Origin of the sequence: Crossiella sp. S99.2 (assembly GCF_023094165.1) — a bacterium.
GTDB lineage: Bacteria > Actinomycetota > Actinomycetes > Mycobacteriales > Pseudonocardiaceae > Crossiella.
The window spans coordinates 258,985-273,705 of the sequence record NZ_JALMDK010000008.1; the positions used below are offsets into that span (position 1 = coordinate 258,985).

Genomic DNA, 14,721 nt, shown 5'->3' on the forward strand with positions numbered 1-14,721 from the left:
CTAACACCGCCGGACGGGGCAGTATGGGAGGCTGGCTTGCCCGAATCCGGGCAGGAATGTTGCTCAGTCGGACCGCGGCGGGGCAGTCTCGGGGCTGGAGGTACCTGTGGGCGCGCCGCCGTTGCCGGACGATCTCGTACGGCACGTGGTCGCGAGCACGGGGCTGCCACCGGCGGTCGCGGCGCGGGTGGTCAGCGATGTCCTGGGCTACTTCGCCGAACCGGTCGAGGACTACGTCCGGCGGCGGCACCGGGAACTGAAACGGCGCAACCGCCGCAACGACGACATCTGGGCGATCGTGGCGGCGGAACTGGCCGGACGGCCGGTGGCCGCGCCCGCGCTGTCCGCGCGGCAGCTGCGCCGGATCGTCTACGGCTGACCGGATCATCCACTGAGCAGGGAGAAACAGCGTATGTGCGGACTTGTCGGTTATGTCGGACACCGGGACGCGGCCGAGGTGCTCCTGGAGGGCCTGCACCGGCTGGAGTACCGCGGCTACGACTCGACCGGGCTGGCCGTGCTGAGCAAGGGCAGGCTCAAGGTGGTCAAGGCCGCCGTGCGCGTGGCCGAACTGCGCGAACTGGTGCCGGACAAGCTCCTCGGCGGGATCGGGATCGCGCACACCCGGTGGGCCACCCACGGTGAGCCCACCGACGCCAACGCGCACCCGCACCTGGACCCCACCGGGCGGATCTCCCTGGTGCACAACGGGATCATCGAGAACGCCGAGGTGCTGCGGGCCAAGCTGAGCGCCGAGGGCGCCGAGTTCAGCTCCGAGACCGACACCGAGGTGCTGGCCCACCTGGTCGCCCGCAGCTCGGCCGAGCGCCTGGAAGACGCGGTGCGCGAGGCCCTCTCCGAGGTCGAGGGCACCTACGGGATCGTGGTGCTCGACACCCGATTCCCGCAGGAACTGGTGGTGGCGCGGCAGGGCAGCCCGGTGGTGCTGGGCATCGGCAACGACGAGATGTTCATCGCCTCCGACGTCGCCGCGCTGGTCCGCTTCACCCAGCAGGTGGTCTACCTCGACGACGGCGAACTCGCCACCGTGCGCGCCGGGGAGTACGTGACCAGCAGGCTGGACCGTTCCGCGGTGGCCAAGACGCCGACCACGCTGGCCATGAGCATCGAGGACTACGACCGCGGCGGGCACGAGACCTTCCTGCACAAGGAGATCCACGAGCAGCCCGCCGCACTGGACCGGGCCCTGCGCGGCCGCCTGGACGAGCGCTTCAGCACCGCCCGGCTCGGCGGGGTGGGCCTGGACGCGCGCGAGGTGCGCTCGATCCGGCGGGTGAAGTTCCTGGGCAGCGGATCCTCCTACTACGCGGGCCAGATCGGCGCGACCCTGGTCGAGGAACTCGCCCGGATCCCCGCGGACGCCGAACCGTCCTCGGAGTTCCGCTACCGCAACCCGGTGATCGACCCCGACACCCTCTACATCGCGGTCAGCCAGTCCGGCGAGACCGCCGACACCCTGGCCGCGGTGGCCGAACTCAAGCGCAAGGGCGGCCGCCTGCTCGGCGTGGTCAACGTGGTCGGCAGCGCCATCGCCCGGGAATGCGGCAGCGGGCTGTTCCTGCACGCCGGACCCGAGGTCTCGGTGGCCGCGACCAAGTCCTTCACCAACATGGCCGCCTCCTTCGCCCTGCTCGCCCTGCACCTGGGCCGGGTCCGCGACCTCAGCCTGGCCGACGGCCGCCGCCTGGTCGACGGGCTGCGCGGGCTGCCGGACCAGATCAGCGAGATCCTCGCCGCCGAGGAGGCCATCCGCGCGGTCGCGCACAAGTACGCCGACGCCCGGCACATGTTCTTCGTCGGCCGGGTGCGCGGCTTCCCGGTGGCCCGCGAGGGCGCGCAGAAGCTCAAGGAGATCTCCTACATCCACGCCGAGGCATACCAGTCGGCCGAGCTGAAGCACGGACCCCTGGCCTTGATCAACCCGGAGATGCCCTCGGTGGTGGTCATCCCCGCCGATGAGACCTTCGGCAAGAACCTGGCCACCATCGAGGAGATCAAGGCCCGCGGCGGCCCCGTCATCGCGGTGACCAACACCGAACTGCCCGCCGGCCTGGCCGACGACGTGCTGTTCGTGCCGCGCAACGAGGTCCAGCTCGACCCGGTGCTGCTCGGCATCCCGCTACAGCTCTTCGCCCACCACATCGCGGAGAAGCTCGGCCGGGACATCGACCGCCCGCGCAACCTGGCCAAGAGCCTCACCGTGGAGTGAGCCTGCCGAGGTACCCGGGCGGCGCCGATCACCGGCGCCGCCCGGTCACTCGGTTCTCAGCCGGGCACGCCCGCGGGGGCGGCCTCCGGGACCGGCGCCGGCGCGGGCGCCTCGGGGCGGGCGCCGAAGCGGTCCACCGTCCAGCGGATCACGTTGTCCTTCAGTTCCACCCGCAGCACCACCGGCTCCGCGGACTCGCCCAGCCGGGCCAGCTGCTGCACCAGGTGCCTGCGCAGTTCGTCGACCACGGCGAAGGGCAGCGCGGCGGTCAGGGTGCGGGTCAGGCTGGAGCCGTCCGGGGCGGTGGCGGCCAGATCGGCGCGAAGGGTGACCTCGCCGGGCGCGTCCTTGCCGACCGGGTAGCCACCGAGGGCGTACACGCTCAGGCCGACCACCTGAGCGGCCCGGACCAGGTTGCCGTCGACATCGGCCAGCCACAGGTTCTGCTGCGTCATACCCCGATCATGCCCGCTGGCGGCCCGATTCGACGCCTCGGACCCTCCCGATATGTTTTGTCAGGGGTGTGCGGCAAGCTTTCTTCCGCTGACCAAGATCATCAAGATCAACCCCCTGCTAGGAGAAGAGTTGTCGATTTCCCAGGCGTTGTCGGAGCAGGATCTGGACCACGTCCGCGGTGAACTCACCGAGGGACGCCTCCCGATCGTGTGGTTCACCTCCTCGGCCGTTGGCGTCGAGGAAGGTCGTTCCGGCAAGGTGCTGGCCCTGGGTGAGGAGTCGGAGGGCGACTTCATCCAGGTCCGGCCGACCGGGTCGATGGACGTGCTGTCCTTCTCACCGAGCGAAGTCACCATCACCAAGCCGTCCCGCAAACGGACGGTGACCCCAACCGAGGAGGTTCCCGTGACCACGGCAGAGGCCGAGTCCCCCAACGAGGCGCCCGCGTCCCCCGCGCAGTCGCCCGCGGCCGAGTCGTCGGCTCCGGCCGCCCCCGCGGCCGAGTCCGCCCCGCCCGTCCCCGCCGAGAAGCCCGCGGACAAGCCGAAGCCGGCCAAGCCCGCGGCCAAGAAGGCCCCGTCCGCCGGGGCAGCCGAGCTGACGGTCACCCTCACCGCCACCGCTGACGGCGAGTGGACCGTCGAGGTCGTCAGCGGCAAGAAGAAGGTCAAGCCCGCACCGGTGGCCGCGGCCAACGTGGCGAACCTGGCCGCCGAGCTGCCGGAGGAGGCGGCCGAGGCCGTCCAGTCCGTCATCGACGCCGCCCGGGAACGGCACCGCCAGCGCGTCGAGCAGCTGCAGGCCGAGCTGGCCGCCGCCCAGCAGGCCCTGGAGGAGCTGGCCGGCTGAGGCCGCTCAACCGTTCGTCGACGGAGCCGCGCGCCCAGCGTGCGGCTCCGTCGTCGTTAGACCAGACGGCTGTCAAGGCCGCGCACCGCTCTGACCTGTTACTTCGTGTTTCGGCCAGGAAACTTCCGGTCGATAGGACATCAAGGCTTTAGCCGGGACGAAGTCCTGGTTGCCCTTCACCGACGCCGTGGCGCCGGTCACCGCTACCCAGTCCGAATCGGACCTAAACCTGTCGCGCGCACCACATCATTGGTTCATCGCCGCTAACGCTTAACCGCGGTGAGCCGAACTACCTGATGGAGGTGCCGCCCACCATGAGCGCACAGACGGTCTTCGCGACCATCGACGACCCGGCGAGTACGACCCGCCTGTCCAGCCTGCCCACCGCGCCGTGCAGTGTGGTGTGGAGCGGGGGACACGCGTTCGTCCTGGAGCAGGGCTTCGGCCGCTCCCGCTGGGCCGGAGTCGATGACCGGGGCCGCGCGCAGTTGCTGACGAATGCGGATCTGCAGCGTCAGGGGTGGAGCACCCGCCGCGACTGAGTCGCGGCGCCCTCGCCACCCGTCTGATCCCCTCGGGCCACCCCACATCGACCCCGAACCGGTGTGGCACCCTGAGCAGCGCGGATCAGACGGGTGGCTGGAGGGGAACGAGTGAGCAGCACCAGGCAGGAACCGGCACAGGCCGAGCTGCCGGACCGGGTGTGGACCGTTCCGAACATCCTGAGCTTCCTCCGGCTCGCCGGAGTCCCGCTGTTCCTGTGGCTGTTGCTGGGCCCGAAAGCGGACATCGCCGCGTTGATCGTGCTGATCGTCGCCGGTCTCAGTGACTGGCTGGACGGCAAACTGGCCCGCTGGCTCAACCAGTCCAGCCGCCTCGGCGCCCTGCTCGACCCGGCGGCCGACCGGCTCTACATCCTGGCCACCCTGATCGCCTTCCTGATCCGCGACATCGTGCCCTGGTGGGTGGTCGCGGTGCTGGTCGGCCGGGAGATCGTGCTCGGCGTCGCGGTGCTGGTGCTGCGCCGCCTTGGCTACGGCCCGTTCGAGGTGCACTACGTCGGCAAGGCCGCCACCTTCTGCCTGATGTACGCCTTCCCGCTGCTGCTGCTCACCGACGGCACCTACACCGGCGCCGAGTGGTTCCGCCCGCTGGCCTACGCCTTCACCATCTGGGGCAGCGCCATGTACGTGTGGGCGGCCGTGCTCTACCTGATCCAGCTCGGCGGCGCGCTGCGTGCGGGCGCCCCGCCCCGCCTCGCGCAGGCCGCCGGTGGCTGACCCGAAACCCGCTGAGCTGGGCATCCTGGGCCAGCTGCTCGGCGACCACCTCGACGCCGGCTACGACGAGGCGCACCAGCGTCGTGGCGGCGAGCCCCCGAAACGACGCAGTCACCGGGCTTGGCTGGTCGGCGGTGCCTTGCTGGCCGGACTGCTGATGGGCGTGGCCGCCTCCGACGCCGGTCAGCGCGCCCCGGACGCCGACCAGGCCCGGCGCAGCCTGGCCGATGACGTGCAGGCCGCCCGCGCCAACACCGAGGAGCTGAGCCGCCGCGCCGCCGAACTGGCCCAGTCCCTGGACCAGGCCCGCGGCCGCGCCCTGGACGGCGACGAGGCGGGCCGGGCCGAACTGGACCGGCTCACCGCGCTCAACCAGGCCGCCGGCGCGGTCGCGGTGCGCGGACCGGGACTGCTGATCACCGTCCGGGACCCGATCGAGGCCCGCGGCGGGCAGAACCACCAGAACATCCTGGACCGGGACCTGCAGGTGCTGGTCAACGCGCTGTGGTCGAGCGGGGCCGAGGCGGTCGCGGTGGGCGGCGTCCGGTTGCAGCCGCGGGCCACCATCCGGCAGGCCGGCGGCGCGATGCTGGTGGACAACCGGCCGATCACCCAGCCCTACCTGCTGGAGGCGATCGGCTCGCCCGCCGAGATGCGCGACGCGCTCGCGCTCACCGAGGCCAGCCGCCGCTTCCTCGGCTTCGCCGCCGACTACGGCACCGTGTACACCGTGGAGACCCGCGACGAGCTGCGCCTGGCCGCCGCCGGGATCACCGAAGGCAGAATGGCCGCCACCGTCACCCGCCCGCCGGTCTCCTCGACCACCCAGCCGCCGCCGCGTTCGACCACCCCGCCCACCAGCACCACTGGAGGAAAACGGTGATCGCCCTGTTCGCCCTGGCCGTGGGCGTCCTGCTCGGCCTGTGGCTGGACCCCACGGTGCCCGAATGGGCTCAGCCCTACCTGCCGATCGCGGTGGTCGCCGCGCTGGACGCGCTCTTCGGCGGCATCCGGGCCCGGCTGGACGGCAAGTTCGACGCCAAGGTCTTCGTGGTCTCCTTCGTCTCCAACGTCGTCATCGCCGCGCTGATCGTGTGGCTGGGCGACGAACTGGGCGTGGGCGCGCAACTGTCCACCGCGGTCGTGGTGGTCTTCGGCATCCGGATCTTCGGCAACGCCGCGGCCATCCGGCGACACCTGTTCAAGGCCTGAGATGGCCGAACCGGAATCGCCGCAGCGCACCGGCGCCAAACACCGCCTGGTCCGGATCAGGGACAACCGCTGGGTCACCGGCTCCACCATGGTGCTGCTCTGCCTGGTGCTGGGCGTGGCCCTGGTCGCCCAGGTCCGGCGCACCCAGACCGGCGAGGGCCTGGCCGAGGCCCGGCCGCAGGACCTGATCGTGCTGCTGGACGGCCTGCAGGCCAAGGAAGCCTCGCTGCGCAAGGAGATCGCCGAATCCGAGGCCACCCTGCGCAGGCTGCAGGAGGGTGGCAACGCCTCGGCCGCGGCCCTGGAGGAGGCCCGCCGCCGGGTCACCGCGCTGGCCGTGCTCACCGGCACGGTGCCGGTGGCCGGACCCGGACTGCGGATCGAGATCAACGACGGCACCGGCAAACTCGGGCCCGAGGTGCTGCTGGACGTCATCCAGGAACTGCGCAACGCAGGCGCCGAGGCACTGCAGGCCGGACCGGTGCGGGTGGGCGTGGACACCGCGCTGACCGGCGCGGACGGGCTGATCCGGATCGACGGGACCACCCTGACCCTGCCCTACGTGATCACGGCCATCGGCGATCCCCCTACTCTTGCCGCGGCACTGAACATCCCCGGTGGGGTGGTGGACACAGTGGAACGCAAGGGCGGCTCGACACGCATCCAGCAACAGGACCGCGTGGAGATCACCGCGTTGCGAGCGGAACGCAAGCAGAAATACGCTCGACCAGCCGGTTGACACAAGTTGGTCGGCGCGTCGCACCGGCACGGGAGGAGAACACTCGGTGAATGTGCCCGAGCAGTTGAAGTACACGGACGAGCACGAGTGGGTGCAGGTCACCGGCGACGGCGTGGTGCGCATCGGCATCACCGACTACGCGCAGAGCGCGCTGGGTGACGTGGTGTTCGTGCAGCCGCCCTCGGTCGGCGAGACGGTCAAGCCCGGCGATTCCGTCGGCGAGGTCGAGTCGACCAAGAGCGTCTCGGACATCTACGCGCCGCTGGCCGGCGAGGTCACCGCGGTCAACGAGGTCGTGGTCACCGCGCCGGAGACCATCAACTCCGATCCCTACGGCGACGGGTGGCTCTTCGAGCTGCGGCTGGACGACGCCGCGGCGCTGGAGCAGCTGCTCGACGCCGCCGCCTATGCCGAGAAGATCAGCGAAGCGTGATCTCGATCTTTCGCCGGCTCTTCGGCAAGCGCAGGAGCCGCTCAGGGAACGACGAGACCAACACGGTACGTTGGCAGGACACTTCGCATGATCCATCCGGCACGAGGAGCACTCAGGTGAGCACGCACGACGGGCCCGGCGTTCCGCCGGAGCGTCCCGCAGAGTCCACTTCGATCTTCCGCGCCGACTTCCTCTCCGAGGTCGAAGGCACCGAGACCGCGGCTCCCGAGCCCGCGATCTCCGGCGTTGACGCGCTGCCGTCGGGTTCGGCCCTGCTGGTGGTCAAGCGTGGCCCGAACGCGGGTTCGCGCTTCCTGCTCGACCGGGACACCACCAGCTCCGGCAGGCACCCCGACAGCGACATCTTCCTCGACGACGTCACGGTTTCCCGGCGGCACGCCGAGTTCCGCCGTGAGGGCGGGGAGTTCGTCGTGGTCGACGTCGGCAGCCTCAACGGCACCTACGTCAACCGGGCTCCGGTGGACACCGCGGTGCTGGCCAACGGGGACGAGGTCCAGATCGGCAAGTTCCGACTGGTCTTCCTGACCGGCCCCGGCGCACCGGCTCAGTGACGGCGGCCGGGCGGCCCCAGCGTGGTGGCCTCAGCATCGGCACGGTGCTCTCGCAGCTCCGGGCCGAGTTCCCCGAGGTGACCATCTCCAAGATCCGGTTCCTGGAATCGGAAGGCTTGGTCCGCCCGGCGCGTACCCCCTCGGGGTACCGCCAGTTCTCCCCGATCGACGTCGAACGTCTCCGTTTCGTGCTCGCCGCCCAGCGGGATCACTACCTGCCGCTGAAGGTGATCAAGGAGCAGCTGGAGGCGATCGACGACGGAGAGGTGCCCTCCGGTCCGGCCCCGCGCCCGCCGCGGACGCTGGTCGCGGTGGACGGCCTGCCCACCGCCACCGCCTTCGAGCGCGGCGGCGAGATCCGGCTGACCCGCGAGGAGCTGCTGGAGACCACCGGCATCGACGCGGCCACCCTGATCGAGCTGGAGCGGTACGGGCTGGTGCGGGCGGGCGCCGCCGGGTTCTACGACTCCGACACCGCCGCGCTGGTCCGCACCGTGCGCGCGATGACCGAGTTCGGCATCGAACCCCGCCACCTGCGCGCGTTTCGTTCCTCCGCCGACCGGGAAGTCGGGCTGGTGGAGCAAATCGCGGCGCCACTGGCCAGGCAACGCGACCGGGACGCCAGGGCCAGGGCGGATGAGGTGGTCAGAGAGCTGGCCGCGTTGTCCGTGACGCTGCACACGTTGCTGGTCAAGATCGGACTGCGGGGCGTGACCGGCGGGTGACTCCCGCGCAGGTCGCGGCCGAAACGTGATATTCGTGCCCGCGATGACATGGACTGGAGCGGGCAACCGTGTCCTGCGGCGGGTAGCGTCGAAGGAGTCGGTACGCGATCCTCGTCATGGTGGGGATGTTGCGGTCCAACGCACTGGAGGAGGCGAGTTCCGATGAGCGAGATGCGCGTCGTCGGTGTGCGGGTGGAGCTGCCCGCGAACCAGCCGATCCTGCTGCTGCGTGAAACCGAAGGTGACCGCTATCTGCCGATCTGGATCGGCTCGGTGGAGGCGACCGCGATCGCACTGGAGCAGCAGGGGGTGCGGCCCTCCCGGCCGCTGACCCACGACCTGCTCAAGGACGTGATCGGGGCACTGGGGCGGCAGCTCGAACAGGTCCGGATCACCGACCTGCAGGAGGGCACCTTCTTCGCGGAGCTGGTCTTCGACGGGGATGTGCGGGTCTCGGCCCGGCCGAGCGACTCGGTGGCGCTCGCGCTGCGGGTCGGGGTGCCCATCCACGCCGAGGAGTCCGTGCTCGCCGAGGCGGGTCTGGTCATCCCGGACGAGCAGGAGGACGAGGTGGAGAAGTTCCGCGAGTTCCTGGACTCCGTGTCACCGGAGGACTTCCGCGGGGCAGACACCTAGAGACAAACGCTGACTTTTGCCAGGGCCCGGCGACACCGCGTGAGCGGCGTCGCCGGGCCCTGGTCATTGGGTGATCAACAACCTTCGTCCATCACACCATCGTGTGGTCAAGCTGTGATCTTGTGGCGGTTGTGCTGGGATGCGTGGCCGCTCGTGACCGTCCGACCAGGTGACAGCGCGGGGATCGGTTCAGAAGAGTGAACCGGACCCGCGCTCCGAGCGTGACGCGGGAGCCTTCCCCGCGCGTCGCGTTGACCCGGGGGATGGGCCGTCTTACCGTCGGTGGCGAGTCAATCGCGCCGGGGTGGATCCACTTCCCGGCCGCCTGCTCAGGACCGGCACGCCAGTGTGCGCACGGGCGTGCGGTCGCCGTTGCCGACCAGATGGTCGGCCGAGGGGAGGCACGCGTGGTCGAGGAAGCGCCCAGCGATCGAGGCGCGCCCGAGCAGGGTGCCTTGTTCCCGGACCTGTCGTTGCCGGACGAACTGGTCGGCTACCGGGGACCCGCCGCCTGTCAGATCGCCGGGATCACCTACCGGCAGCTCGACTACTGGGCCCGCACCGGATTGGTCGCGCCGACCATAAGGAGTGCCCACGGCTCCGGGAGCCAGCGCCTCTACTCCTTCAAGGACATCCTGGTCCTGAAGGTGGTCAAACGTCTGCTGGACACCGGGGTCTCGCTGCAGAACATCCGGGTCGCGGTGGATCACCTGCGCCGCCGCGGCGTGCGCGACCTGGCCCGGATCACGCTGTTCAGCGACGGCACCACGGTGTACGAGTGCACCTCCCCGGAGGAGGTGGTGGATCTGCTGCAAGGCGGCCAGGGCGTGTTCGGGATCGCGGTCAGCGGGGCGATGCGCGAGATCAGCGGCACCATCCACGAGTTCCCGGCCGAACGGGCCGACGGCGTGGAGCTGCTGCCCGGCGAGGACGACGAGCTGTCCCGCAAGCGCCGGGACCGGCAGACCGGCTGAGCCGCCGTTCCTGCTCCGAACGGGTCGACCGCCGGGGCAGGAAACCGCTGCCGCTCTTCTGCCAGGGCGCGGGGTGCCCAACACTGACCGCGGGCCGCCGGAGGGTGGCCGCGATCAGGGGGTTCACCAGTCATGATTCGACGTGTTGTGTTGCTGTTGCTCGCGGTGCTGGCCGCGGCGCTCGGCCTGGCCGCGCCCGCCGTGGCCGGTGCCGAGGGCGTCACCAGGCCGCTGATCCTGCGGCACGAGCAGGCCGGTTTCGCCGCCCAGGTCACCAGGGTCTGCGATCCCGGGTGCACCGACACGGTGCGCGGGGTCTTCGTCACCGCGGGCCCGCCGGGGGAGTGCTACCGGCTGGAAGGTTCGATGCGCGGGTTGTGGTTGCCGTTCACCGAACCCCAGTGCGGCCTGGACAAGAGCCAGGTCGCCAAGTCCTGGCGGGACTTCCCGCCTGGCTTCTACCGGATCTGCCGCGGTGACTGGCCGGACTGCGGCCCGCAGGCGCGCACCCCGGTCTGGGACATCCACGGCCGCATCGCCGCCGCGCCGCTGGGCTCGATCAGCGTCAGCCACCCCGACGGCCGGGCCCAGCTCAGCGCCTCGGCGCAGACCGTGTGCACCCCGCAGTGCGTCACCACCGTCGCCGGGATCTTCGACACCAGGGCGCCCGCGGAGAACTGCTACTGGGCGGAGGCATTCGCCGGCACGAACTGGACCGACATCTCCCAGACCCAGTGCGGCGCCTCCCGGGAACAGGTGCGGGAAGCCTTCCGGTTCAGCACCCCCAGCGCCTACCGGGTGTGCCGCCAGGGCAGGCTCGGCCAGCCCGCCGAGTGCGGCCCGCCGAGCAGCGGCTGACCAGGGGCTGTCCAGGTAACCGCGATCGTTACCGCCGATGACCCGAACGACCTAGTCCCACCGACCGGGACCGGACGCATCCTCGCTGGTGCGAACGGTCTCCGGATTGGGGGAGGGCTATGGCCTTCGAACGTAGCGCCGCGGTCATCGGGGCTGTCGGCGCGGTGGTGGCGGCGGTGGTCGGGGTGTTCCTGACCCAGGCGGTGCTCGAACCCGGTGGCAGCTCGCCGAGCCCGACCAGGGTGGGCAGCCAGCTGCCGCTGACCAGCACCACGATCAGCCGGACCAGCACCACCCGGCCCACCACCAGCAGCACTCGGCGCAGCACCACCACGACCACTCGGCGTACCAGCACGACCACCACCTGTATCTGTCCCTGACCACCGTTGGTGACCTGGTGTTCTTGGGCACGTCGGAAACTTCCGGTGAACTCCGGCGGGGTAGGATCTCGCGCGTAGTCGTGATCCCCACGCGGGAGAGCCCGGACCGGAGCCATCGGTCCGGCGCCGAAGGAGCAACTCCTCCCCGGAACCTCTCAGGCCAAGCGGACCGTGTGGGCAGACACCTCTGGAAAGCGGTCCCCGCGCGCTGCGCGTGGACCCGCCGACGGTGCAAGTCCGGTCCGCCGTGACCGGGTGAAGCTCTCAGGCGCTCGGACACCGGGTACGGACAGAGGGGGAGGGCAGTTCCGCATGCCCACCCCTAGGCGCCGGAGGCGAGAGCATGACCCAGCCGAACCCCGATCGCATCCCGTTGGCCGCGCTGGAGCACGGCACGCCCTTCGCCGACCGGCACGTCGGTCCGCGGCCCGCCGAACTGGCCCGGATGCTCGACGTCATCGGGGTCGGCTCGCTGGAGGAACTCGCCCAGCGGGCAGTGCCCCAGGTGATCCGCGAGGGTGAGCTGACCCTGGCCCTGCCCGCCCCGGCCACCGAGTCCGAGGCGCTGGCCGAACTGCGCGCGCTGGCCGACCGCAACACGGTCAAGGCCCCGATGATCGGGCTCGGCTACTACGGCACCGTGACCCCGCCGGTGATCAAGCGCAACATCCTGGAAAGCCCGGCCTGGTACACCGCGTACACCCCGTACCAGCCGGAGATCTCCCAGGGCCGCCTGGAAGCCCTGCTCAACTTCCAGACCATGGTCGCCGACCTGACCGGCCTGGACACCGCCAACGCCTCCATGCTCGACGAGGGCACCGCCGCCGCCGAGGCGATGACGCTGGTGCGCCGCGCCGGCAAGTCCAAGTCGCCGCGGTTCGTCGTCGACGCCGACTCGCTGCCGCAGACCATCGCGGTCATCGAGACCAGGGCCGAACCGCTCGGCATCGAGATCGTGCTCGCCGACCTCAGCCAGGGCCTGCCCGAGGGCGAGTTCTTCGGCGTGCTGCTGGCCTACCCCGGTGCGGGCGGCGAGGTCCGCGACTACCGGGCCCTGGTCGAACAGGCGCACGAGCGTGGCGCCCAGGTCGCCGTCGCCGCGGACCTCCTCGCGCTGACCCTGCTGGTCCCGCCCGGCGAGTTCGGCGCGGACGTCGTGGTCGGCACCACCCAGCGCTTCGGCGTGCCGATGGGCTTCGGCGGCCCGCACGCCGGCTACATGGCGGTGCGCGCCGGACTCGAACGCCAGCTGCCCGGCCGTCTGGTCGGGGTCAGCGTGGACGCCGACGGCAACCCCGCCTACCGGCTCGCGCTGCAGACCCGCGAACAGCACATCCGCCGGGAGAAGGCCACCAGCAACATCTGCACCGCCCAGGTGCTGCTCGCGGTGATCGCCGCGATGTACGCGGTCTACCACGGCCCCGAGGGCCTGCGCGGCATCGCCACCCGGGTGCACCGGCTGGCCACCGTGCTCGGCGCCGGCCTGCGCGCCGGCGGCGTCGACCTGCGGCACGAGCGCTTCTTCGACACCGTGCTCGCGCACGTGCCCGGCAAGGCCGCCGAGATCGTGGCCAAGGCCCGCGCCCTGGGCGTCAACCTGCGCCTGGCCGACAACGACCACGTCGGCATCGCCTGCGACGAGACCACCACCCGCGAGCACCTCGCGCTGGTGTGGCAGGCATTCGGCGTCACCGGCGACGTGGACGCCCTCGACGCCGAGACCCCCGACGCCCTCGGCGGCGCGCTGAACCGCACCTCGGACTACCTGACCCACCCGGTCTTCCACGCGCACCGCTCGGAGACCGCGCTGCTGCGTTACCTGCGCGGCCTCTCCGACAAGGACGTGGCGCTGGACCGCAGCATGATCCCGCTCGGCTCCTGCACCATGAAGCTCAACGCCACCACGGAGATGGAATCCATCACCTGGCCGGAGTTCGCCGGGCTGCACCCCTTCGCCCCCGCCGCCGACGCCGCCGGCCTGCTCTCCCTGGTGCACGACCTGGAGGCATGGCTGGCCGAGGTCACCGGCTACGACGCGGTCAGCGTGCAGCCCAACGCGGGCAGCCAGGGCGAGTTCGCCGGCCTGCTCGCCATCCGCGCCTACCACCGCAGCCGCGGCCAGGAAGCCCGCGACGTCTGCCTGATCCCCTCCTCCGCGCACGGCACCAACGCCGCCAGCGCGGTGATGGCCGGCATGCGGGTGATCGTGGTCCGCTGCGACGACAAGGGCAACATCGACCTCGGCCACCTGCGCGAGACCGTCGAGGCCCACCGCGACGACCTGTCCGCCATCATGATCACCTACCCGTCCACGCATGGCGTGTACGAGGAAACGGTCGCCGAGGTGTGCGCCCTGGTGCACGAGGCGGGCGGCCAGGTCTACGTCGACGGCGCCAACCTCAACGCCCTGGTCGGTCTGGCCCGCCCCGGCAAGTTCGGCAGCGACGTCAGCCACCTGAACCTGCACAAGACCTTCTGCATCCCGCACGGCGGCGGCGGCCCCGGTGTCGGCCCGATCGGCGTCCGCGAACACCTGGCGCCCTTCCTGCCCAACCACCCGCTGCAGCCCACCGCAGGCCCGGCCACCGGCGTCGGCCCGATCAGCGCGGCACCGTGGGGCAGCGCCTCGATCCTGCCGATCTCCTGGGCCTACGTCCGGATGATGGGCCCCGACGGCCTGCGCCGCGCCACCCTGACCGCCGTCGCCGCGGCGAACTACGTGGCCCGCAAACTCGACGAGCACTTCCCGGTCCTCTACACCGGCGAGGGCGGCTTCGTCGCCCACGAGTGCATCCTCGACCTGCGCCCCATCACCAAGGCCACCGGCGTCACCGTCGACGACGTGGCCAAGCGCCTGGCCGACTACGGCCTGCACGCCCCCACCATGTCCTTCCCGGTGGCGGGCACCCTCATGGTCGAACCCACCGAAAGCGAGGACCTGGCCGAGCTGGACCGCTTCTGCGAGGCCATGATCGCCATCCGCAAGGAGATCGACAAGGTCGGCGCGGGCGAGTGGCCGGTGGAGAACAACCCGCTGCGCAACGCCCCGCACACCGCGGAATCCCTGACCGGGGACTGGGACCACCCGTACACCCGGGCCGAAGCGGCCTTCCCGATGAAGTCGGACCGGCCGAAGATCTGGCCGCCGGTGCGCCGGATCGACGGGGCGAAGGGCGACCGGAACCTGGTGTGCTCCTGCCCGCCGATCAGCGCCTTCGAGAGCTGACCGGCAAGAACAAGAAGCGCCCCGGGCCAACGGTCCGGGGCGCTTCTGCTATCGAGTTGGCCCAACTGGTACGCCGGTTTGGCCAAAGCGGGCGTACCAGTTGGCCCAAGTGGTCCGGGGGTGTGGATCACGCCGCCGGTTCGGCGGCAGC

General features: G+C 71.0%; 17 protein-coding genes and 2 riboswitches. Of the genes, 16 read left to right on the plus strand and 1 reads right to left on the minus strand.

All coding sequences use genetic code 11. The annotated features are described in order from the left end of the window. Nucleotides 1–106: 106 nt before the first annotated feature. Together MZC64_RS29710 and glmS are read left to right on the plus strand one after the other, a co-directional pair. Complete coding sequence (locus MZC64_RS29710) at nucleotides 107–379, plus strand: hypothetical protein (RefSeq protein ID WP_247762510.1); 273 nt, start codon at nucleotides 107–109, stop codon at nucleotides 377–379. A gap of 33 nt (nucleotides 380–412) precedes the next feature. Then, on the plus strand, nucleotides 413–2,230 hold the full coding sequence (glmS, locus tag MZC64_RS29715) for a glutamine--fructose-6-phosphate transaminase (isomerizing) (protein ID WP_247762513.1): 1,818 nt from the start codon (nucleotides 413–415) through the stop codon (nucleotides 2,228–2,230). 56 nt (nucleotides 2,231–2,286) lie between these two features. Here glmS and MZC64_RS29720 read toward each other — a convergent pair whose 3' ends face one another. Then, nucleotides 2,287–2,685 (minus strand): hypothetical protein, encoded by a 399-nt coding sequence (locus tag MZC64_RS29720; protein ID WP_247762514.1) that lies wholly within the window; start codon nucleotides 2,683–2,685, stop codon nucleotides 2,287–2,289. Nucleotides 2,686–2,815: 130 nt separating this feature from the next. On the opposite strand from MZC64_RS29720, the gene MZC64_RS29725 reads away from it, so the two are divergent. The 14 genes from MZC64_RS29725 (at nucleotide 2,816) to gcvP (ending at nucleotide 14,570) form a co-directional block, all read left to right on the plus strand. Next, a complete protein-coding gene (locus MZC64_RS29725) occupies nucleotides 2,816–3,535 on the plus strand; it encodes a DUF6319 family protein (RefSeq protein ID WP_247762516.1) in 720 nt (239 codons plus the stop codon). 314 nt (nucleotides 3,536–3,849) lie between these two features. After that, entirely contained in the window at nucleotides 3,850–4,077 is a 228-nt protein-coding gene (locus MZC64_RS29730) for a hypothetical protein (protein ID WP_247762518.1), read from the plus strand. Nucleotides 4,078–4,188: 111 nt separating this feature from the next. Beyond that, nucleotides 4,189–4,815: a CDP-alcohol phosphatidyltransferase family protein gene (locus MZC64_RS29735; RefSeq protein ID WP_247762520.1), complete on the plus strand. Its 627-nt coding sequence runs from the start codon at nucleotides 4,189–4,191 to the stop codon at nucleotides 4,813–4,815. Continuing rightward, nucleotides 4,808–5,698, plus strand: a complete 891-nt coding sequence (locus tag MZC64_RS29740) for a DUF881 domain-containing protein (protein ID WP_247762522.1) — start codon at nucleotides 4,808–4,810, stop codon at nucleotides 5,696–5,698. Before MZC64_RS29735 ends, MZC64_RS29740 begins: the two co-directional genes overlap by 8 nt. Beyond that, complete coding sequence (locus MZC64_RS29745; protein ID WP_185003507.1) at nucleotides 5,695–6,027, plus strand: small basic family protein; 333 nt, start codon at nucleotides 5,695–5,697, stop codon at nucleotides 6,025–6,027. Before MZC64_RS29740 ends, MZC64_RS29745 begins: the two co-directional genes overlap by 4 nt. A 1-nt stretch (nucleotide 6,028) precedes the next feature. After that, the gene (locus tag MZC64_RS29750) at nucleotides 6,029–6,766 is read left to right on the plus strand and encodes a DUF881 domain-containing protein (RefSeq protein ID WP_247762524.1); all 738 of its coding nucleotides are present in this window, start codon (nucleotides 6,029–6,031) and stop codon (nucleotides 6,764–6,766) included. A 46-nt stretch (nucleotides 6,767–6,812) separates the two neighbouring features. After that, nucleotides 6,813–7,199, plus strand: a complete 387-nt coding sequence (gcvH, locus tag MZC64_RS29755) for a glycine cleavage system protein GcvH (RefSeq protein ID WP_247762526.1) — start codon at nucleotides 6,813–6,815, stop codon at nucleotides 7,197–7,199. 116 nt (nucleotides 7,200–7,315) lie between these two features. Continuing rightward, nucleotides 7,316–7,771, plus strand: a complete 456-nt coding sequence (garA, locus tag MZC64_RS29760; protein WP_185003510.1) for a glycogen accumulation regulator GarA — start codon at nucleotides 7,316–7,318, stop codon at nucleotides 7,769–7,771. Beyond that, nucleotides 7,768–8,496, plus strand: coding sequence for a MerR family transcriptional regulator (locus MZC64_RS29765; RefSeq protein WP_247762528.1), 729 nt, complete (start codon nucleotides 7,768–7,770; stop codon nucleotides 8,494–8,496). The genes garA and MZC64_RS29765 overlap by 4 nt, the downstream gene beginning before the upstream one ends. Nucleotides 8,497–8,658: 162 nt before the next feature. Then, on the plus strand, nucleotides 8,659–9,132 hold the full coding sequence (locus tag MZC64_RS29770; RefSeq protein WP_086781012.1) for a bifunctional nuclease family protein: 474 nt from the start codon (nucleotides 8,659–8,661) through the stop codon (nucleotides 9,130–9,132). Between the two features lie 407 nt (nucleotides 9,133–9,539). After that, nucleotides 9,540–10,106 (plus strand): MerR family transcriptional regulator, encoded by a 567-nt coding sequence (locus MZC64_RS29775; protein WP_247762529.1) that lies wholly within the window; start codon nucleotides 9,540–9,542, stop codon nucleotides 10,104–10,106. Between the two features lie 132 nt (nucleotides 10,107–10,238). Beyond that, nucleotides 10,239–10,964 carry a hypothetical protein gene (locus MZC64_RS29780; RefSeq protein ID WP_247762530.1) on the plus strand — a complete coding sequence of 242 codons (726 nt, stop codon included), beginning with the start codon at nucleotides 10,239–10,241 and terminating at the stop codon, nucleotides 10,962–10,964. A 119-nt stretch (nucleotides 10,965–11,083) separates the two neighbouring features. Beyond that, nucleotides 11,084–11,344: a hypothetical protein gene (locus tag MZC64_RS29785; protein WP_247762532.1), complete on the plus strand. Its 261-nt coding sequence runs from the start codon at nucleotides 11,084–11,086 to the stop codon at nucleotides 11,342–11,344. Between the two features lie 82 nt (nucleotides 11,345–11,426). Next, nucleotides 11,427–11,526: riboswitch (glycine riboswitch) on the plus strand. Continuing rightward, nucleotides 11,527–11,644, plus strand: a riboswitch (glycine riboswitch). 43 nt (nucleotides 11,645–11,687) lie between these two features. Then, the gene (gcvP, locus tag MZC64_RS29790) at nucleotides 11,688–14,570 is read left to right on the plus strand and encodes an aminomethyl-transferring glycine dehydrogenase (RefSeq protein ID WP_247762534.1); all 2,883 of its coding nucleotides are present in this window, start codon (nucleotides 11,688–11,690) and stop codon (nucleotides 14,568–14,570) included. Nucleotides 14,571–14,721 lie beyond the last annotated feature (151 nt).

Coding starts and splice junctions, on each gene's coding strand:
- glmS (WP_247762513.1), top strand. CDS start 413: ATGTGCGGACTTGTCGGTTATGTCGGACACCGGGACGCGGCCGAGGTG.
- MZC64_RS29720 (WP_247762514.1), bottom strand. CDS start 2,685: ATGACGCAGCAGAACCTGTGGCTGGCCGATGTCGACGGCAACCTGGTC.
- MZC64_RS29730 (WP_247762518.1), top strand. CDS start 3,850: ATGAGCGCACAGACGGTCTTCGCGACCATCGACGACCCGGCGAGTACG.
- MZC64_RS29750 (WP_247762524.1), top strand. CDS start 6,029: ATGGCCGAACCGGAATCGCCGCAGCGCACCGGCGCCAAACACCGCCTG.
- MZC64_RS29770 (WP_086781012.1), top strand. CDS start 8,659: ATGAGCGAGATGCGCGTCGTCGGTGTGCGGGTGGAGCTGCCCGCGAAC.
- MZC64_RS29780 (WP_247762530.1), top strand. CDS start 10,239: ATGATTCGACGTGTTGTGTTGCTGTTGCTCGCGGTGCTGGCCGCGGCG.
- MZC64_RS29785 (WP_247762532.1), top strand. CDS start 11,084: ATGGCCTTCGAACGTAGCGCCGCGGTCATCGGGGCTGTCGGCGCGGTG.
- gcvP (WP_247762534.1), top strand. CDS start 11,688: ATGACCCAGCCGAACCCCGATCGCATCCCGTTGGCCGCGCTGGAGCAC.